We start from the raw sequence: 19,037 nt of genomic DNA, 5'->3' as shown, positions 1-19,037 counted from the left end.
CATGACCGCCCATCCACAAACGCTCTGATAGCTATAAAGAATAAGGCTTTGGTCGGTTAACGGCCTTTGGCGCACGTCAGGTGTGCCGTTTCGGGTGCCGTTAGCGCCGGTTTAGGCTAGAATGCCGGGCCTCAAAGCATACCCCTCCCGAGGCTGTCCCGAAGATGTTGATCCTGCGCGGCGCTCCTGCCCTTTCTGCCTTTCGCCACAGCAAACTCCTTGCACAACTGAGCCTGAAGGTTCCGACTGTCACTGGTTTGTATGCTGAATTCGCCCACTTCGCCGATGTTACCGGTGAGCTGACCAGCGATGAACAGCAGGTCCTGGCTCGTCTCTTGAAGTACGGCCCTAGTGTGCCGGTCCAAGAGCCCAGTGGCCGACTGTTCCTGGTGTTGCCGCGGTTCGGCAGCATTTCCCCTTGGTCGAGTAAGGCCAGCGACATTGCCCGTAACTGTGGCCTGGCTAAAGTCCAGCGCCTGGAGCGTGGCATTGCGTTTTACGTGGCCGGTCAGTTCAGCGACGCTGATGCAGAGCTGATTGCAGCGGCACTGCATGACCGCATGACGCAAATCGTGCTGGGCAACCTTGAGCAGGCTTGCGGTCTGTTCAGCCATGCCGAGCCCAAGCCGCTGACGGCGATTGACGTGCTGGGCGGCGGTCGCGCAGCGCTGGAAAAAGCCAACGTCGAGCTGGGCCTGGCTCTGGCTGAAGACGAAATCGATTACCTGGTCAATGCGTTCAACGGTCTTGGCCGCAACCCGCACGACATCGAACTGATGATGTTCGCCCAGGCCAACTCCGAGCATTGCCGTCACAAGATCTTCAATGCCAGCTGGGACATTGACGGCCAAAGCCAGGATAAAAGCCTGTTTGGCATGATCAAGAACACCTACGTGATGCACAGCGAAGGCGTGTTGTCGGCTTATAAGGACAACGCTTCGGTCATCGTCGGCAGCGTGGCAGGGCGTTTCTTCCCGGACCCTGAAACCCGCCAGTACGGCGCGGTGCAGGAGCCGGTGCATATTTTGATGAAGGTTGAGACCCACAACCACCCGACCGCCATTGCCCCGTTCCCGGGCGCGGCGACCGGCTCCGGTGGCGAGATCCGTGACGAAGGTGCTACCGGTCGTGGCGCCAAGCCAAAGGCCGGCCTCACCGGCTTCACCGTTTCCAACCTGCAAATCCCGGGCTTTGAACAGCCATGGGAAGTGCCGTACGGCAAACCCGAGCGCATCGTTACCGCGCTGGACATCATGATCGAAGGCCCGCTGGGCGGCGCCGCGTTCAACAACGAATTCGGCCGTCCGGCCCTGACCGGTTACTTCCGTACCTTCGAGCAGTCGATCACGACTCCCCGTGGCGAAGAAGTGCGCGGTTACCACAAGCCAATCATGTTGGCCGGCGGCATGGGCAACATCCGCGCCGAACACGTACAGAAAGCCGAAATCACCGTTGGCTCCAAGCTGATCGTGCTGGGCGGCCCGGCAATGCTGATCGGCCTGGGTGGCGGTGCAGCTTCCTCCATGGCCACCGGCGCGAGCTCGGCCGATCTGGACTTCGCTTCGGTACAGCGCGAAAACCCGGAAATGGAACGCCGTTGCCAAGAGGTCATCGACCGTTGCTGGCAACTGGGCGACAAAAACCCCATCAGCTTCATCCACGACGTGGGCGCGGGCGGTCTGTCCAATGCCTTCCCGGAACTGGTCAACGACGGTGAGCGTGGCGGTCGTTTCGAACTGCGCAATATTCCCAACGACGAGCCGGGCATGGCTCCGCACGAAATCTGGAGCAACGAATCCCAGGAACGCTATGTAATGGCGGTGGGCGTTGCCGATTTCGAGCGCTTCAAAGCGATCTGCGAACGTGAGCGTTGCCCGTTTGCCGTGGTCGGTGAAGCCACTGCCGAACCGCAGCTGACGGTTACCGATAGCCACTTCGGCAACAACCCGGTGGACATGCCACTGGAAGTGTTGCTGGGCAAGGCACCGCGCATGCACCGTTCGGCCGTCCGTGAAGCCGAACTGGGGGATGACTTCGATCCGTCCACGCTGGCCATCGGCGAGTGTGTCGAGCGCGTACTGCATCACCCGGCCGTGGCCAGCAAAAGCTTCCTGATCACCATCGGCGACCGGACCATTACCGGCCTGGTAGCCCGTGACCAGATGGTAGGTCCGTGGCAAGTGCCGGTTGCTGACGTTGCGGTCACCGCCACCAGCTTTGACGTATACACCGGTGAAGCCATGGCCATGGGCGAGCGTACTCCGCTGGCACTGCTGGATGCTCCGGCATCGGGCCGTATGGCCATCGGCGAAACCCTGACCAACATCGCGGCTTCGCGGATCGGCAAGATCAGCGACATCAAACTGTCGGCCAACTGGATGTCAGCGGCGGGTCACCCCGGCGAAGACGCCCGTCTGTACGACACCGTAAAAGCGGTCGGTATGGAGCTGTGCCCTGAGCTGGGCATCACCATTCCAGTGGGCAAAGACTCGATGTCGATGCAAACCCGCTGGAGCGAAGAGGGCACTGACAAGACTGTCACCTCGCCGCTGTCGCTGGTAGTAACCGGTTTTGCTCCGGTGCTCGATGTACGTCAGACCATGACCCCGGTGCTGCGCATGGACAAGGGCCTGACCGATCTGATCCTGATCGACCTGGGCCGTGGCCAGAACCGCATGGGCGCCTCGATCCTGGCCCAGACTTACGGCAAGCTCGGTAAACACGCCCCGGACGTGGATGACGCAGAAGACCTCAAGGCCTTCTTCGCCGTGATCCAGGGCTTGAATGCCGATGGCCACCTGCTGGCTTACCATGACCGTTCCGACGGTGGTTTGCTGACCAGCGTGATGGAAATGGCGTTCGCCGGTCACTGCGGTGTCAACCTGGCACTCGACGGCCTGGCTGAAACCGCTGCCGACATTCCGGCCATCCTGTTCAACGAAGAGTTGGGTGCGGTGGTTCAGGTGCGTCAGGACTCTACTGCTGACGTACTCGCACAATTCAGCGCCGCCGGCCTGGGTGAGTGCGTGTCGGTAATCGGTCAACCGCGCAATTGTGCAGACGTCACGATCACCTTCAATGGCGAGACCGTTTTCGCCGGTCAGCGCCCTCTGCTGCAACGTCAGTGGGCTGAAACCAGCTACCAGATCCAGCGTATGCGTGACAACGCAGACTGCGCCCAGCAAGAGTTCGACGTGCTGCTGGAAGAAGACAATCCGGGCCTGAGCGTTCAGCTGAGCTTTGATGTCAACGCCAACATCAGTGCGCCGTATATCAAGAAAGGCATTCGCCCACAGGTTGCCGTACTGCGCGAGCAGGGCGTCAACGGCCAGGTTGAAATGGCGGCGGCGTTTGACCGTGCCGGTTTCAACGCGGTCGATGTGCACATGAGCGACATTCTGGCCGGCCGTGTCGACCTCAATGACTTCAAGGGCATGGTTGCGTGCGGTGGCTTCTCCTACGGTGACGTACTGGGTGCCGGTGAAGGCTGGGCCAAGTCGGCCCTGTTCAACGCCCGTGCACGTGATGCGTTCCAGGGCTTCTTCGAACGTACCGACAGCTTCACCCTGGGTGTTTGCAACGGTTGCCAGATGATGTCCAACCTCAGCGAACTGGTACCGGGCAGCGAGTTCTGGCCGCACTTTGTGCGTAACCGTTCCGAGCAGTTCGAAGCCCGGGTGGCAATGGTTCAGGTACAGGAGTCGAACTCGATCTTCCTGCAGGGTATGGCCGGTTCGCGCATGCCAATCGCCATCGCCCACGGTGAAGGCCATGCCGAGTTCGCCAGCCCTGAAGCCCTGCTGCAAGCCGATCTGTCGGGTTGCGTGGCACTGCGCTTCGTCGACAACCACGGCAAGGTTACCGAGAGCTACCCGGCCAACCCGAACGGCTCGCCGCGCGGGATTACCGGTCTCACCAGCCGTGACGGCCGTGTGACTATCATGATGCCGCACCCGGAGCGGGTATTCCGCGCCGTGCAGAACTCGTGGCGTCCTGAAGAGTGGAACGAAGATGCGCCTTGGTTGCGCATGTTCCGTAACGCGCGCGTGTGGGTCGACTAAGGGCATGTACAAGCTCAGCTTCTTCGTTCCTCCAAGCCACGTCGAAGTGGTCAAGGATGCTGTATTCGCTGCCGGTGGCGGGCGGATCGGCAACTATGATCACTGCGCCTGGCAGGTATTGGGCCAGGGCCAGTTTTGCGCGCTGGACGGCAGTCAGCCGTTTATCGGGCAAACCGGTCAGGTCGAATATGTCGGGGAATGGAAAGTTGAGCTGGTCGTTGCCGATGATCTGATCCATGGGGTGGTGGCTGCGCTCAAGCACAGTCACCCCTATGAGACGCCCGCTTATGAAGTGTGGCGACTGGCGGACTTGTAACCCCCAAACACCAACCTGTAGGAGCGAGCTTGCCTCGCGATGCAAACAATGCGCGGTTTCTGAGAAAACGCATTGAGACCATCGTGAGGCAAGCTCGCTCCTACAGTTCGTTCAGCGTGCGTGATCTGGCCTGATCAATCGCGCCAGCGCTTCGCTCAACCCCTGCGCCTGTTCCCCCACCAATACATGCCAAACGCCATCGGCGTGCTGGCTGATGCCCTGGCTTCCCAGTGCCTTGAGCTGGCTCTGCGACAACGAACGCTGGTCTCCCAGCTTGATCCGCAAGCGGGTGAGCGCTACGCACTCGACGTGCAATACATTGCTGCTGCCGCCCAGCGCGCCCAGCCATTTGTTGGCGGCCTCGTGCCCGACCTCGTGCGCCGGTTCCACCGCAGGGGCTTGAGCCTTGCTGACGGCGGGCGAACGGCTGACCCGGGTTAGCGCCAAACGTATTTCATCGGCAATGCTGTCGGCCATCGGCCCGACCACTACTTGCAGGCTGCCCGCGCGGCCGGGACGCATCACCCCCATGGCGCCCAGCGCCTTGAGTTCGCTGTCCTTAGCCTTGTTGCGATCGGCCAGCTCCAGGCGCAGGCGCGTGGTGCAGGCGCCGACGGTGAGCAGATTGTCCGGGCCACCCAGCGCCTGGATATAGCCATCGGCCCGCTGGTTCTCGGTGAGGCCGGCGGTTTCTGCCACCGGGTTGTCTTCACGGCCCGGGGTTTTGAGTTTGAAGCGGCGGATGCAGTAATCAAACACCAGGTAATAAATGGCGAAGTAGACCAGCCCGACGGGAAAGATCATCCAGCCATTGGTGGACTTGCCCCAGCCCAGCAGCATGTCGATGGCACCACCGGAAAAGGTGAAGCCCAAATGGATATTCAGCAGGTTGGTGATGGCCATCGACAGCCCGGTCAGCAACGCATGCAACAGATAGAGGAAGGGCGCGAGGAACATGAAAGCAAATTCGATGGGTTCGGTGACGCCGGTCAAAAACGCGGTCAGCGCCAGTGACAGGAAAATCCCGCCCATCAATTTGCGCCGCTCCGGCAACGCATTGCGGTACATCGCCAGGCACGCAGCCGGCAGGCCAAACATCATCACCGGGAACATGCCGGTCATGAATTGGCCGCCCTTGGGGTCGCCCGCGAAGTATCGGGTCAGGTCGCCGGTCACCACTTGCCCGGCGTCGGTGGTAAAGCTGCCGAACACGAACCACGCCATATTGTTAAGGATATGGTGCAGCCCGGTGACGATCAGGATGCGGTTCAGCACGCCAAAAATGAACGCCCCCAGGCTGCCGCTTTCGAGCAGCAACACACCCAGGCTATTGATGCCTTCCTGAATCGGTGGCCAGATCAGGCCGAACAGGGCCCCCAGGGCTACGGCGGCAAACCCGGTGACGATCGGCACAAAACGCCGGCCGCCAAAAAACGCCAGGTATTCCGGCAGTTTGATGTCCTTGAAGCGGTTGTACAGCGCCCCGGCCATCAGGCCGCTGACGATCCCGGCGAGCATGCCCATGTTGATATGGGGGTCCAGGGCCTTGAGGGTCGAGATCAGCACCAGATAACCGATGGCCCCGGCCAGGCCCGCAGTACCGTTGTTGTCGCGGGCAAAACCCACGGCAATGCCGATGGCGAAGATCAGCGCCAGGTTGGCGAAAATCGTGTTGCCGGCGTCGTGGATGATTGCGATGTTGAGCAAGTCGGTGTCGCCCAGCCGCAGTAGCAGCCCGGCAATGGGCAAAATCGCAATCGGCAGCATCAACGCCCGGCCAAGCCGCTGCAGACCTTCGATGAAGTATTGATACATGAGAAATTCTCCGTCGTTGTTTTTGTTGTTGTCAGTCGGAAAGCGGCCAGTACTGATGACAGGCCTCGCGTACAGATTTTGCGTTGCTCATGTTCAGCAGTTTCTGGCTCAGTGTTTGACACATTCCGGCGTCCAGCTGGCGGACCCTGGCCTTGATTTCACCGATTTGCAGCGGGCTGACCGACAGCTCGCGAACCCCCAGGCCGATCAGCACCGGGGTGGCCAGAGGGTCGCTGGCCAGTGCACCGCATACGCCTACCCAGCGTCCGTGCTTTGCCGCACCGGCACAGGTATGGGCGATCAGGCGCAGCAGCGCCGGATGCAGGGCATCGACCCGTGAGGCCAGCCCTGCATGGTCGCGGTCCATGGCCAGGGTGTACTGCGACAGGTCGTTGGTGCCGATGGACAGAAAGTCCGCGTGCTCGGCCAATTGTTCTGCCATCAGGGCCGCTGCCGGCACTTCAATCATTACCCCCAGTTCCGGGCGCTGGCTCAGGCCCATTTCGCCGCGCAAGGCCTCCAGGCGACGGCGGATATGCAGCAGCTCGTCGACCTCGGTGATCATTGGCAACAAGATGCGGCAGCGTTGTACCGGGCTGACCTGCAGCAGGGCGCGCAGTTGCTGATCGAGGATGTGCGGATGCATCTGTGCCAGGCGGATGCCGCGCAGGCCCAATACCGGATTGGCTTCGGCGGGCAGCGGCAGATAATCAAGTTGCTTGTCGCCGCCCACATCAATGGTGCGAATGATCACCGGCTTGTCACCCATCGCATCGACCACGCCCTGGTAGGCCGCAATCTGCTCCTGTTCATTGGGAGCAGTGCTGCGATCGACAAACAGGAACTCGGTGCGCAGCAGTCCGACGCCATCTGCGCCATTGGCATGGGCGCCGGCCGCTTCGTGGCTGGAGGCAACGTTGGCGGCAATTTCGATCTGCAGCCCGTCACCGGTCACTGCCGGTTCGTGGGCGTGCAATTGCTGCCGGGCAAAGCGTTGCTGACGGGCGAGAATGCTATTTTGCACCTGTTCGATGCGTTCGGCGCCGGGGCTCAGTTCCAGGCGGGCGCTGTCGGCGTCGAGAATCACCTGTTGTCCGGCCGGCAAGTCCAGCAACCCTGAACCCAGGGCCACCAGGCAAGGCAGGCCTTTGCCCCGGGCCAGAATCGCGACATGGGAGGTGGCCCCCCCTGCGGCCATGCATAAACCGGCAACTTGCTGTGCGCTGAGCATCAGCAGGTCGGAAGGGGTCAGCTCGTGTGCGGCAACAATGGCTCCGGGCGGCACCTGGCACTGGGCACTTTCCCCCAGTAATGCTCTGAGAACCCGTTGTTGCAGGTCATGCAAGTCGTTGGAGCGTTCAGCCAGCAGGGTATTGCCCAGTTGCTGCAGAATCGCGCATTGCTGCTCGATCGCATCACTCCAGGCGTGGGCCGCATTGCGGCCCTGGGCGATGGCGCCGTGGCTGGCCTGCAGCAGCTCGCTGTCTTCGAGCAAGGCCCGGTGAGTGTCGAAAATGGCTTCTTCGTCGAGGTTACCCTCGGCCCGGGCCTGGATCAGGGTCAGGCGGATCTCGGCGCGCACCTGCTCCAGCGCCGAATGCAGCGCCTGCATTTGCTCCTCGGGGAGGTGATTGCCGAGGTCGGGAGGCAGTTGCACGGTGCTTAAAAAATACAGCGCACCACTGGCCAGACCGGGGGCCGCACTCACTCCGTTCAATTGTCCTTCTTGATTGATGGGGCGAGCGACGGCCGGCAGCACTTTCAGCGTGGCAGCGGCCGGTCTGACCTGATCTTTGGCCAGTGCGGCCAGAATGGCCTGCAGCGCGGCGTCGGCATCCTCGCCGGCACAGCTGACTTGAACTTCATCGTGCTCGCTGATGCCCAGGGCCAGCAGCCGGACAATACTGTCGCACGGAGCCGAATTGGCGCCGATGTGCAGCCGGCAAGTGCTTTTGAAACCCAGTGCTGTTTGCCGTATCAGCGCAGCCGGACGTGCATGCAGGCCACCGTGGTGAGTTATGCGCACGCTGCCTTGGGCCTGCCCCTGAGAACTGTCGGTCGCGGTAACGGCGGCCTCGATCTGGCGCGCGGCTATCTGCAGCAGTGGCTCGCCGGCCACGGCGGTGTCGTGTTGCAGCAGTTGCAGCGCGAACCGATCGCCATTGGTCAGCACCAGCAGGCTGATCAGGCTGGTGCAGCGCTGGGCGATGTAATCGGGGTCGAAGCGTACCAGGGGCTGGCCGTTGCTGATCTGCTCGCCGTTTTCCACCAGCAGTTGAAAACCTTCGCCCTGTAGATCAAAGGTGTCCAGCCCCACATGCAAAAGCACCTCGGCGCCATTATCGGCACGCAGGGTCAGGGCATGGGCGGTCTTGGCCACGTGCACGATCACCCCGTCACAGGGCGCATACAAACAGTCGTTCAATGGGTCGATGGCAATCCCGTCGCCCATTACGCCGCTGGAAAATACTTCATCCGGCACCAGGGCGAGTTTGATGATCGGCCCGCTGAGCGGCGCACTGAGGGTGAGCTTTTTATTATTGTGCATGGCGCGATACTCATTAAACCTGCGGGGGAAGACAACTCAGTGGGTACGGGTCACTTTGCTCAGGAACCGTGGCTGATCCGGGTCCAGCCCCCGGGCCTCGGCCAGACCGGCAGCCATCACGTAGAAACTTTGAATGGCCAGGATCGGGTCCAGATCCGGGTGTGCCGCCTGGCTCAACGTCAGGTCGCGCTCGGCCACATCATCCGGGGCCGCCAGCAGCACCCGGGCGCCGCGCTGGCGCATGTCACGGGCCAGGGTCAGCAAGCCCGCCTGCTCCACACCCCGAGGGGCGAAAATCAGCAGCGGGTAGTCTTCTTCGATCAGGGCCATCGGGCCGTGGCGCACTTCGGCACTGCTGAAGGCTTCGGCCTGCAGGGTCGAGGTTTCCTTGAATTTGAGCGCGGCTTCCTGGGCGATGGCAAAGCCCGCGCCCCGGCCGATCACCAGCAATCGCTGGGCATCGCGCAAGGTCTCGATGGCTTTGCTCCAGTCCTGGGCGCAGGCGTCGCGCAAGTCGGCGGGCAGCAGGTGGCCGGCCTCAAGCAGGGCTTTATCATTGGCCCAGTGCGCAACCAGGCGGGCACCGGCACTCAAGGTGGCGATAAAGCTTTTAGTGGCTGCGACGCTGATTTCGGCGCCGGCACACAAGGGCAAGCTGTAGGAGCAGGCGGCTTCCAGTGGTGTGTTTTCGGCATTCACCAGCGCCACGCTCAGTGCCCCGCGTTCACGCAACAGGCTCAGGCTGTCGATGATGTCGGGGCTCTGGCCGGACTGGGAAAAGGCAAATACCGCCTGGCCCTGCACCCGCAGCGGGGACTGGCGCAAGGTCACCACTGACATCGGCAACGACGCCACGGGCACGCCCACATGCTGCATGGTCAGGTAGGCAAAGTAACTGGCGGCATGGTCGGAGCTGCCACGGGCCAGGGTCATGGCTACGTCGGGCGGGCTGGCCCGCAGGTCGCGGGCAAGGTCGATCAGGCGCGACTCCAGGTTGAACAGTTGACGTTCGACCGCTTCGCTCGCGGACCGGGCCTCTTCCAGCATTTTTGACGGCTTGTTAGAAGACAAGTGCTTCCCCTTCGACCATGACAGCGGTGAGATTCAATGAACGGTCCAGGCGCACGCAGTCGGCCCAGCTACCGGGCTGCAAACGCCCGCGTTCGGTAATGCCGAGGTAGTCGGCCGGGTACTGCGACAGGCGTTGCGAGGCTTCGGCCAGTGGCAGGCCGATTTTCACCAGGTTGCGCAGTGCCTGATCCATGGTCAGCGTGCTGCCCGCCAGCGTGCCGTCTGCCAGGCGTACGCCGCCCAGGCATTTGGTGACGGTGTGGCTGCCCAGTTGGTATTCGCCATCGGGCATGCCGGTGGCTGCAGTGGAGTCGGTGACGCAATACAGGCACGGAATCGCACGCAAGGCTGCGCGAATGGCGCCGGGATGCACGTGGAGCAAGTCGGGGATCAGTTCGGCAAAACGCGCATGGGCCAGGGCGGCACCCAGAATGCCGGGCTCGCGGTGATGCAGCGGGCTCATGGCGTTATACAAATGGGTGAAGCTGGTGGCGCCCGCATCCAGTGCGGCCACGCCTTCTTCATAACTGCCCAGGGTATGCCCCAGCTGCATGCGAATGCCCCGGGCGCTCAGGGCGCCGATCAATTCGATATGGCCGGCGATTTCAGGGGCGATGGTGATGACTTTGATCGGCGCCAGACTCAGGTAGTCCTCGACTTCGGCCATCAGCGCGGTATGGGCGAAGTTGGGTTGAGCGCCGAGTTTGCCGGGGTTGATAAACGGGCCTTCGAGATGCACCCCCAGTACCCGCGCGCAGCCGGCCGGCCGTTGCTGACAAAACTCGCCGAGGGCACCGAGCACGCGGCTGATCTCGTGATTCGGCGCGGTCATGGTGGTGGCCAGCATTGCCGTAGTGCCGAAGCGCAAGTGGGTGCGGGCGATGGTGTCGAAGGCCGGTGCGCCTTGCATGATGTCTTTGCCGCCGCCGCCGTGCACATGCAGGTCGATAAAACCGGGCAGCAGGTAAGGCAAGTCGTTGTCGGCCGGGTCACAAGGGCTGCCCTGGATGCCGAGGACTTTGCCGTTCTCGTGCAGCAGGCGGCCGCGGACCCAGCCTTGGGGCGTGAGGATGTTGTCTTCGGACATGTACAGCCCTCCGGGGGTGTTGTCGGGTCAGCGGCGCAGTTCGGCCACAAAATCGTAGAAATCGTTACGGCAGTAGGTATCGGTGACTTCGATGGGGGTGTTGTCTTCGAGGTAGCCGACCCGGGTCATCAGCAGCATGGCGGCCCCGGGTTCGATCCCCACCAGGGCGGCAAACTCTGCGCTGGCGTTGATCGCCTGAATATGTTGCAGGGCGCGGACCACCGGTTTGCCGATGCTGTCCAGATACTCGTAGAGCGAGTCGCCAAGCACCTGCGGCTGCGGGATCAGGGAAGCGGGCAGGGCGCTCATTTCGATGGCCATGACCGTGTCATCGGCTTTGCGCAGGCGCTTGAGGCGCGCGACTTTATCCGTGGGGGACAGCGCCAGGCGGATCAGCTCTTCATGGGTCGGCTGGGTGATTTCCCGCTGTAACCACTGAGAGCCAGGTACGAAGCCCTTGAGCCGGAGCATTTCGCTGAAACTGGACAGCCGCGACAAGGGTTGCTCAAGGCGCGGGGTGATGAAGGTTCCGGAGCCCTGGCTGCGGCGGATCAGGCCTTGTTCGAAGAGAATTTCCAGGGCTTTGCGGGCCGTGACGCGAGACAGGCCCAGTTGTTCGCTCAGGCTGCGCTCCGAAGGCAGCGCCTGCTCGGCTTTCCAGACCCCGGCATGGATCGCGGACTCCAGGTTTCGGGCCAGTTGCAGGTACAACGGCGTGGCCAGACGGTCATCCGGGCGCAGGTCGGCGAGGGTGGTCATAGGGCTGTTCATGGTGGTGGATCCGATGCGGTTATTGGAGTTTTGTCGCCCGGTAATGGCGCGAAAGTAATACCACTTCAATACCAAGTCAACGCATGCTCAGGCGCGTTTCCCGCCGAAAACAGGGTGTTTGGCCGTTGTGATTTTATTTGGTGTTTAAGTGGTATTAGGAGTGCGCTGAAGGCGCCGAGATGCTGCGGGCCCGTTCGGGCCCGGCGACAGGTAAAGGTATTAGGAGTAGGCGGGAGGGTGTAACGGGGACAAAAGGTAATTTATTTTTGCTTAAGGCCGGATTTCAACCAGGGTGCCGTCCTTGACCAGGCTCCAGACTTCACGCATTTCGTAGTTTTTCATCGCGATACAGCCATCGGTCCAGTCCAGGGTATGGAACAGCTCTTCGGGATTCTCTTCGGAGTCCGGCGTACCGTGGATCATGATCATCGACCCGGGGTTCAGACCTTGGCGCCGGGCTTGGGCCGCGTCACTGACGTTGGGGTAGTTGATATGCATCGCCAGGTTGAACTTGTCGCTTTTTTTGCGCCAGTCGACCCAGTAAAGGCCCTCCGGGGTGCGTTTGTCGCCCTCCTGCAGTTTTGGCCCCTTGGGTTGTTTGCCCAATGAAATGCGGTAGCTCTTGATCGGTTTGCCATCGCTGATCAGCTGCAGCTTGCGGGCCGACTTGAGTACCAGGATTTTTTCGATTTTTTGCCCGGCTTTGATCGTCTGTGTTGACTGGGCCGGTTTGAGGACCTGATTTTTATCGACGGGTTTGCCATTCACGGTAATGACAACGGAAGCTTGGCAAGTAACAGCAAACGACAGGCAGAGGGCAGCGAGCAACCAACGCATTAGAGGGATATTCCTGAATTACACGGCAAACAACATTATTGTTGGGGTTTGGTCAGGCCGGCCAGAGGCGCCACGGCCTCGCTGCGTACCGGGTAGAGGTTACCCGGGCGGTCGGCGAAAAAGCATTCTAAGGTACGGCTGACCGTGCGAAAAGCCAGCTCTGACCAAGGGATGTCGGCTTCATCGAAAAGCCGCACCTCAAGGCTTTCTTCACCTGCGGCAAAGTCCGGGGTCAGCAGCTCGGCGCGGTAGAACACATGTACCTGGTTGATGTGGGGTACATCGATCAGGGTATAGATAGCCAGGTTTTCGACCTTGGCACAGGCTTCCTCGAGGGTTTCGCGGCGAGCGGCCTGTTCAACGGTCTCGCCGTTTTCCATAAACCCGGCAGGCAGTGTCCAGTACCCTTTGCGCGGCTCGATGGCGCGTCGGCACAGCAGCACCTGAGTGCCCCAGGTGGGCAGGCACCCGGCAACAATATTGGGGTTCTGATAATGAATGGTCTGGCAGTGGTCGCAGACATAGCGCAGGCGCGAATCGCCTTGCGGGATATGCTGGCTGACAGAATGACCGCACTGGCTGCAAAATTTCATGCTGGGTTCTCTGATAAGGCGCTTATCTTGAGGCTGAGTCGGGCTGGCGGCAAGTGCCGCGGTGGTTGCTGCGACACTGCGGGGCTTGGGTGCCCGGTGCGATTTGGTGCATGATGCCCGATAAGTGACGGATCGAGATGACCTATGCTGGACGAGCTGCTTGGCCGTGTGAGCCGCTATACCCCACGGACTCTGGAAACAGATCGGCATTTTCCCGAGGCGGCAGTATTGCTGCCGGTGACGCGCAGTGCTGAACCCGAACTGATTCTGACCCTGCGTGCCAGCGGGCTGTCGACCCATGGTGGTGAGGTGGCTTTCCCAGGCGGGCGGCGCGATCCTGAAGACCCGGATCTGATCTTTACCGCTCTGCGTGAGGCCGAAGAAGAGATCGGCCTGCCGCCGGGCCTGGTGGAGGTGATCGGTCCCCTCAGCCCCTTGATCTCGTTGCACGGTATTCGCGTAACCCCCTATGTCGGACTGGTACCTGACTACGTTGAGTATCTGGCCAACGATGCCGAGATCGCTGCGGTGTTCAGCGTGCCGCTGGAGTTCTTCCGCCAGGACCCGCGCGAGCATACCCACCGCATCGATTACCAGGGCCGCAGCTGGTATGTGCCGAGTTACCGTTTTGGCGTGTACAAGATCTGGGGGCTGACGGCGATCATGATCGTCGAGCTGATGAACCTGCTCTACGACGACGTCAATATCAGCCTGCATACTCCGCCTGAACGCTTTATCAATATTTAGAGCTGTCAGCAGACAGCCGCTCAGCCTTGAGGACACTCCCATGAAATATCGCTTGGGCGACTCGCTCGTCGAAACCCATCCCGACAGCTGGACGGCCCCCAACGCCACCCTGATCGGCAAGGTACGGCTGCAAGAGGGTGCCAGCGTCTGGTTTAACGCTGTGTTGCGTGGCGACAACGAACTGATCCTGATCGGTAAAAACAGCAACGTGCAGGATGGCGCCGTCATGCACACCGACATGGGCTACCCATTGACCCTGGGCACCGGTGTGACCATTGGCCATAACGCCATGCTGCATGGCTGCACTGTGGGTGACTACAGCCTGATCGGTATCAACGCAGTGATCCTCAATGGCGCAAAAATCGGCAAGCATTGCATCATCGGTGCCAATTCGCTGATCGGTGAGGGCAAGGAAATCCCCGATGGTTCGCTGGTCATGGGCTCGCCCGGCAAAGTGGTGCGCGACCTCACCGACGAGCAGAAAAAACTGCTGGAAGCCAGTGCGGCGCACTATGTGCACAACGGCCAGCGTTATGCCCGTGACTTGCAGGTGCAAGAATAATGAGTGATACAGAACGCCCGGTGGCCTCACCCTGCGTGAATATTTGCGCGCTGGACGACGATGATCTGTGCACCGGCTGCCAGCGTTCGGTGGCCGAAATTACCCGTTGGAGCCGCATGACCAATCCTGAGCGCCGTGAGGTGCTGGCGTTGTGTCATGAACGCGCGAAATCCAGTGGCATGGTGTGGACGGTGGGCAGCCTGTAGCCCCTGCCGCAGGCTGCGATATACCCTGTGGGCGCTGGCTTGCCCGGGATGCAGGCAATGGGCACTTCGAGGCTGACTGCGGGGCTGTAAATCCCCGGCAAGCCGGCTCCCGCGGTCGAACTGTCCAGCCTCGGTGTACACGCTACAAAATCAGGCATGACTCAAGTACCCTGTGCGCCTTATTCAGAGGTATCACCAGGTCCCATGTTGTTTCTAATCGCTTATATCGCCAGCGTCGTGCTGATCAACTACGCGTTTTCGACGGCGCCGCACCTCGATATCATCTGGTCGGCCTGGGGCGGGCTGGTGTTCGTGCTGCGGGACATGGTGCAAATCCGCTTCGGCCACGGCGCCATTCTGGCCATGCTGGCGGCGCTGGTGCTGTCGTACGTCACCTCTGATCCCTCTATTGCCCTGGCCAGCGCTACCGCGTTCGCTGTATCGGAGTGTATTGACTGGCTGGTGTTCTCCATCACCAAGCGCCCGTTGCATGACCGGTTGTGGATCAGCTCTGCGCTGAGCATCCCCCTCGATACCTTTATCTTTTTCGGCATGATCGACGCCTTTACCCCGGGCGTGATCCTCACTGCCATGGCCTCCAAGTTCGCCGGTGTCACCTGCGTATGGCTGGCCATGGCCTGGCGTCTGCGCAAAGCCGCTGAGCGCTCGCGGATCATGTAAAATGCCGGCCTTTCTTCCCAGCAGGCGCAAGCGTTGCGAGCGCCTTCGATGATTTGCTTCCTTGAGGACCTGAAATGACCCGTATCGGAACTCCACTGTCGCCTACCGCGACCCGCGTAATGTTGTGTGGCTGCGGCGAGCTAGGCAAGGAAGTCGTCATCGAATTGCAGCGTCTGGGGGTCGAAGTCATCGCTGTCGATCGCTACGCCAACGCCCCGGCCATGCAGGTGGCGCACCGTAGCCACGTGATCAACATGCTGGACGGTGCTGCCCTGCGTGCCGTGATCGAGCTGGAAAAGCCGCATTTTATCGTTCCGGAAATCGAAGCCATCGCCACCGCGACCCTGGTCGAGCTGGAAGCTGAAGGCTTTACCGTGATCCCTACGGCCCGTGCGACCTCGCTGACCATGAACCGCGAAGGCATTCGCCGTCTGGCGGCTGAAGAGCTGGACCTGCCAACTTCGCCGTACCACTTTGCCGACACCTTCGAGGATTACAGCAAAGCGGTGCAGGATCTCGGTTTCCCGTGTGTGGTCAAGCCGGTCATGAGCTCGTCGGGTAAAGGCCAGAGCCTGCTGCGCAGTGCCGACGATGTGAAAACCGCCTGGGACTACGCTCAGGAAGGTGGACGGGCGGGCAAGGGCCGGGTCATCATCGAGGGCTTTATCGACTTCGATTACGAAATCACCTTGCTCACCGTACGCCATATCGGCGGCACCACGTTCTGCGCCCCGGTTGGTCACCGCCAGGAGAAGGGCGATTACCAGGAGTCCTGGCAGCCCCAGGCCATGAGCCCGATTGCACTGGCTGAGTCTGAGCGTGTGGCCAAGGCCGTTACCGAGGCGCTGGGTGGCCGTGGTCTGTTTGGAGTCGAGCTGTTCATCAAGGGCGATCAAGTGTGGTTCAGCGAAGTTTCGCCGCGCCCCCATGACACAGGTCTGGTGACCCTGATTTCGCAGGATTTGTCGCAGTTCGCGCTGCATGCGCGGGCGATTCTGGGGTTGCCGATCCCGTTGATCCGTCAGTTCGGACCCTCGGCTTCGGCAGTGATTCTGGTGGAAGGGCAGTCGACCCGCACCGCGTTCTCCAACCTGGGAGCGGCCCTGAGCGAGCCGGATACCGCCTTGCGTCTGTTCGGCAAGCCCGAGGTCAATGGCCAGCGCCGCATGGGCGTGGCACTGGCCCGGGATGAGTCGATTGAAGCGGCACGGGCCAAAGCGACCCGTTCGTCCAAGGCGGTTGTCGTAGAGCTATAACCCCCCGCAACAACCTGCTGTAGGAGCGAGCTTGCTCGCGAGCTTTTTGCACAGCTCGCTCCTACAGGTTTAGATGACCTTGTTCAGGTCTGCCTCTCTGGTTTCCTTCAAGCACAGTACAGCGATCAGGCTGAGTACCGCTGCGCCTGATACATAGCCGCCAACCCAGCTCAGACCGCCCATGCTCACCAGTTTCTGGGCGAAGAACGGTGCGGCCGAGGCGCCGACAATGCCCCCCAGGTTGTAGGCCGCCGATGCGCCGGTATAGCGCACGCGGGTGGGAAACAGTTCAGGCAGCAGGGCTCCCATCGGAGCAAAGGTCACCCCCATCAAGAACAACTCGATGCACAGAAACAGTGCCACCCCCCAGGTCGTGCCATGGGTGAGCAATGGCTCCATCAGAAACCCGGACAAAACTGCCAGTATGCCGCCGACAATCAATACCGGTTTACGTCCGTAACGGTCGCTGGCCAGGGCTGACAGTGGGGTGGCCGCGGCCATGAACAGCACGGCAAAGCACAGCAGGCCGAGGAACGTTTCGCGGGTGTAGCCCAATGTCGAAACGCCATAGCTGAGTGAAAATACGGTCGAGATGTAGAACAGTGCATAACACACCACCATCGACGCAGCGCCCAGCAGCATGGGTGCCCAGTACTGGCTGAAGAGCTCGACGATCGGCATCTTCACCCGTTCGTGCTGGGCTACGGCCTTGGCGAAGACCGGTGTTTCTTCCAGTTTGAGACGCACATACAGGCCGACCATCACCAGAGCAGCACTCAGCAGGAACGGGATGCGCCAGCCCCAGGAGCGGAACTGTTCATCACTCAGGGTCAAGGCCAGTGCCAGAAACAGGCCGTTGGCTGCGAGAAAACCAATCGACGGACCCAGTTGCGGAAACATGCCGAACCAGGCGCGCTTGCCTTTGGGGGCGTTTTCGGTGGCTAGCAAAGCTGCGCCGCCCCATTCCCCGCCGAGCCCAAGCCCTTGGCCAAAGCGCAGCACGCAGAGCAGGATCGGTGCCCAGGCACCAATGGTGGCGTAGCCCGGCAGGACGCCGATCAGGGTGGTACACACCCCCATCAACAGCAGGGAAGCGACGAGGGTGGACTTGCGTCCTACCCGGTCACCGAAATGGCCAAACAGAAATGAACCCAGCGGGCGTGCGAGAAAGGCTATGCCGAAGGTCAGGAACGCCGACAGCATCTGTGCTGTGCCGGATGTCTGCGGGAAAAAGACCGGGCCGATAACCAGCGCGGCGGCGGTGGCATACACATAAAAGTCGTAGAACTCGATGGCGGTGCCAATAAAGCTGGCTGTAGCGACACGGGCTGTGGAGTTGGCCGGCTTCTCGGGCGAGGCTTCGCTGTAGGTGGTGCTGGTGGTCATGCGCATATCCCTGACAGTTATAAGCTCGTTGACCTTTATCAGCCTTGGCGGCGGACAGGGCAGAGCGTTTTTTATGGTCGTTTGGCCAGTGGGGGCAAATGCCAGTCAGTCAGGCGAGCGCAGTCTCAAGCGGGGAGATAAACCGGTGGGAACTGCTCAGCCAGCTCCCACTGAAGATATGCGGTGTTTTAATCGACTGGCTTTACCCCGCAAGCGGGGTGTAAGCGGAAATGATTATAGGGAGGCCTGTTCGAATGTAACAAGACCTTACGCGGCGATTAAACCGCGGGTTTGACGCTGTTGTGCCAGATCAGTACGCGGCTGACGCGGTTTTCTTCGGTTTCGAGAATTTCCAGGCGATAGCGGCCGATCTTCAGGCAAACAGTGGTTTCGGGAATGGTTTCCAGTGCTTCGGTGACCAGCCCGTTAAGGGTTTTCGGACCGTCGCAAGGCAGGTGCCAGCCCAGGGCCTTGTTCAGTTCGCGGACCGAGACTGCGCCATCAACCACAAAGCGGCCGTCGGGCAGGGGATCGATCAGCGGGTTATCGATGTTTTGCTCGTCCTCGAACTCACTGACGATCTCTTCGAGGATGTCTTCCAGGGTCACGATTCCCAGTACTTCTCCGTATTCATCGACCACGACGCCCAGTCGGCGTTGTTGCTTGTGGAAGTTGAGCAGCTGCAGCTGCAGGGGCGTGCTTTCAGGAACGAAGTAGGGCTCGGTGCAGACGGCCAGCAGCGCTTCCTTGGTGAGGCTGGCATCCGTCAGCAGGTGCTGGACGTGGCGGGTATTGAGGATGGCTTCGACCTGGTTGATGTCGTTATGAAACACCGGCAGGCGTGTGCGCTTGGTCTGGCGCAGTTGCTCGATCAGATCTTCGATGGAGTCGTCGAGGTTCAGGCCTTCGACTTCGCTGCGCGGGATCAGGATGTCGTTGACCGTGATGTTGTCCAGCGCATGGATGCCGGAGAGCAGTTGCGGCCGGCTGGCGGAGAGTTCGTCGTCTTGCTGGGCAGGTGTGTGGCGCGTCTGCGGCACCTCGGCACGAAGGACCTTCCTGTTGTTTGTGCCCCATAGAAAACCGGCGAACAGCCCGGC

Annotated in this window: 15 protein-coding genes and 1 pseudogene; 7 read left to right on the top strand and 9 right to left on the bottom strand. The window is 61.1% G+C overall.

What is annotated here, in order from left to right; translation table 11 throughout:
* Window positions 1-164 precede the first annotated feature (164 nt).
* Both purL and B195_RS18100 read left to right on the top strand, forming a co-directional pair.
* Complete coding sequence (gene purL, locus B195_RS18105) at window positions 165-4,061, top strand: phosphoribosylformylglycinamidine synthase (protein WP_003440205.1); 3,897 nt, start codon at window positions 165-167, stop codon at window positions 4,059-4,061.
* A 4-nt stretch (window positions 4,062-4,065) separates the two neighbouring features.
* Window positions 4,066-4,377, top strand: coding sequence for a YqfO family protein (locus B195_RS18100; RefSeq protein ID WP_003440210.1), 312 nt, complete (start codon window positions 4,066-4,068; stop codon window positions 4,375-4,377).
* Window positions 4,378-4,488: 111 nt separating this feature from the next.
* Here the strand turns inward: B195_RS18100 and nagE are convergent, their stop codons facing one another.
* The 7 genes from nagE to B195_RS18065 form a co-directional block, all read right to left on the bottom strand.
* Window positions 4,489-6,192 carry an N-acetylglucosamine-specific PTS transporter subunit IIBC gene (gene nagE / locus B195_RS18095; RefSeq protein ID WP_003440211.1) on the bottom strand — a complete coding sequence of 568 codons (1,704 nt, stop codon included), beginning with the start codon at window positions 6,190-6,192 and terminating at the stop codon, window positions 4,489-4,491.
* Window positions 6,193-6,223: 31 nt separating this feature from the next.
* Window positions 6,224-8,740 (bottom strand): phosphoenolpyruvate--protein phosphotransferase, encoded by a 2,517-nt coding sequence (gene ptsP, locus B195_RS18090; protein WP_003440212.1) that lies wholly within the window; start codon window positions 8,738-8,740, stop codon window positions 6,224-6,226.
* Between the two features lie 36 nt (window positions 8,741-8,776).
* A complete protein-coding gene (locus tag B195_RS18085; RefSeq protein WP_003440213.1) occupies window positions 8,777-9,787 on the bottom strand; it encodes an SIS domain-containing protein in 1,011 nt (336 codons plus the stop codon).
* A gap of 13 nt (window positions 9,788-9,800) precedes the next feature.
* Window positions 9,801-10,898: an N-acetylglucosamine-6-phosphate deacetylase gene (gene nagA / locus B195_RS18080; RefSeq protein WP_003440214.1), complete on the bottom strand. Its 1,098-nt coding sequence runs from the start codon at window positions 10,896-10,898 to the stop codon at window positions 9,801-9,803.
* A gap of 27 nt (window positions 10,899-10,925) precedes the next feature.
* Window positions 10,926-11,657, bottom strand: a complete 732-nt coding sequence (locus B195_RS18075; RefSeq protein ID WP_003440215.1) for a GntR family transcriptional regulator — start codon at window positions 11,655-11,657, stop codon at window positions 10,926-10,928.
* 282 nt (window positions 11,658-11,939) lie between these two features.
* Window positions 11,940-12,506, bottom strand: a complete 567-nt coding sequence (locus tag B195_RS18070) for a murein L,D-transpeptidase family protein (protein WP_003440216.1) — start codon at window positions 12,504-12,506, stop codon at window positions 11,940-11,942.
* 35 nt (window positions 12,507-12,541) lie between these two features.
* Complete coding sequence (locus B195_RS18065) at window positions 12,542-13,099, bottom strand: NUDIX hydrolase (RefSeq protein ID WP_003440217.1); 558 nt, start codon at window positions 13,097-13,099, stop codon at window positions 12,542-12,544.
* A gap of 144 nt (window positions 13,100-13,243) precedes the next feature.
* On the opposite strand from B195_RS18065, the gene B195_RS18060 reads away from it, so the two are divergent.
* The 5 genes from B195_RS18060 (at window position 13,244) to purT (ending at window position 16,551) form a co-directional block, all read left to right on the top strand.
* Window positions 13,244-13,846, top strand: a complete 603-nt coding sequence (locus B195_RS18060) for a CoA pyrophosphatase (RefSeq protein WP_003440220.1) — start codon at window positions 13,244-13,246, stop codon at window positions 13,844-13,846.
* A 40-nt stretch (window positions 13,847-13,886) separates the two neighbouring features.
* A complete protein-coding gene (locus B195_RS18055; RefSeq protein WP_003440222.1) occupies window positions 13,887-14,408 on the top strand; it encodes a gamma carbonic anhydrase family protein in 522 nt (173 codons plus the stop codon).
* Complete coding sequence (locus tag B195_RS18050; RefSeq protein ID WP_003440224.1) at window positions 14,408-14,614, top strand: DUF1289 domain-containing protein; 207 nt, start codon at window positions 14,408-14,410, stop codon at window positions 14,612-14,614. Before B195_RS18055 ends, B195_RS18050 begins: the two co-directional genes overlap by 1 nt.
* Window positions 14,615-14,818: 204 nt before the next feature.
* On the top strand, window positions 14,819-15,295 hold the full coding sequence (locus B195_RS18045) for a VUT family protein (RefSeq protein ID WP_003440227.1): 477 nt from the start codon (window positions 14,819-14,821) through the stop codon (window positions 15,293-15,295).
* A gap of 74 nt (window positions 15,296-15,369) precedes the next feature.
* Window positions 15,370-16,551: a formate-dependent phosphoribosylglycinamide formyltransferase gene (gene purT, locus B195_RS18040; RefSeq protein WP_003440230.1), complete on the top strand. Its 1,182-nt coding sequence runs from the start codon at window positions 15,370-15,372 to the stop codon at window positions 16,549-16,551.
* Between the two features lie 69 nt (window positions 16,552-16,620).
* Here purT and B195_RS18035 read toward each other — a convergent pair whose 3' ends face one another.
* The gene (locus B195_RS18035) at window positions 16,621-17,937 is read right to left on the bottom strand and encodes an MFS transporter (protein WP_003440231.1); all 1,317 of its coding nucleotides are present in this window, start codon (window positions 17,935-17,937) and stop codon (window positions 16,621-16,623) included.
* 278 nt (window positions 17,938-18,215) lie between these two features.
* Window positions 18,216-18,905 (bottom strand): annotated as a pseudogene (locus B195_RS18030) (transporter associated domain-containing protein); the annotation flags it as partial.
* Between the last annotated feature and the right edge of the window lie 132 nt (window positions 18,906-19,037).

Source organism: Pseudomonas sp. Lz4W (genome assembly GCF_000346225.2).
GTDB lineage: Bacteria > Pseudomonadota > Gammaproteobacteria > Pseudomonadales > Pseudomonadaceae > Aquipseudomonas > Aquipseudomonas paraversuta.
The sequence above is the reverse complement of the archived record's forward strand: the minus strand, read 5'-3'. Positions and strand labels throughout refer to the sequence as shown.

Coding starts and splice junctions, on each gene's coding strand:
- purL (WP_003440205.1), top strand. CDS start 165: ATGTTGATCCTGCGCGGCGCTCCTGCCCTTTCTGCCTTTCGCCACAGC.
- B195_RS18100 (WP_003440210.1), top strand. CDS start 4,066: ATGTACAAGCTCAGCTTCTTCGTTCCTCCAAGCCACGTCGAAGTGGTC.
- nagE (WP_003440211.1), bottom strand. CDS start 6,192: ATGTATCAATACTTCATCGAAGGTCTGCAGCGGCTTGGCCGGGCGTTG.
- ptsP (WP_003440212.1), bottom strand. CDS start 8,740: ATGCACAATAATAAAAAGCTCACCCTCAGTGCGCCGCTCAGCGGGCCG.
- B195_RS18085 (WP_003440213.1), bottom strand. CDS start 9,787: ATGCTGGAAGAGGCCCGGTCCGCGAGCGAAGCGGTCGAACGTCAACTG.
- nagA (WP_003440214.1), bottom strand. CDS start 10,898: ATGTCCGAAGACAACATCCTCACGCCCCAAGGCTGGGTCCGCGGCCGC.
- B195_RS18075 (WP_003440215.1), bottom strand. CDS start 11,657: ATGACCACCCTCGCCGACCTGCGCCCGGATGACCGTCTGGCCACGCCG.
- B195_RS18070 (WP_003440216.1), bottom strand. CDS start 12,506: ATGCGTTGGTTGCTCGCTGCCCTCTGCCTGTCGTTTGCTGTTACTTGC.
- B195_RS18065 (WP_003440217.1), bottom strand. CDS start 13,099: ATGAAATTTTGCAGCCAGTGCGGTCATTCTGTCAGCCAGCATATCCCG.
- B195_RS18060 (WP_003440220.1), top strand. CDS start 13,244: ATGCTGGACGAGCTGCTTGGCCGTGTGAGCCGCTATACCCCACGGACT.
- B195_RS18055 (WP_003440222.1), top strand. CDS start 13,887: ATGAAATATCGCTTGGGCGACTCGCTCGTCGAAACCCATCCCGACAGC.
- B195_RS18050 (WP_003440224.1), top strand. CDS start 14,408: ATGAGTGATACAGAACGCCCGGTGGCCTCACCCTGCGTGAATATTTGC.
- B195_RS18045 (WP_003440227.1), top strand. CDS start 14,819: ATGTTGTTTCTAATCGCTTATATCGCCAGCGTCGTGCTGATCAACTAC.
- purT (WP_003440230.1), top strand. CDS start 15,370: ATGACCCGTATCGGAACTCCACTGTCGCCTACCGCGACCCGCGTAATG.
- B195_RS18035 (WP_003440231.1), bottom strand. CDS start 17,937: ATGACCACCAGCACCACCTACAGCGAAGCCTCGCCCGAGAAGCCGGCC.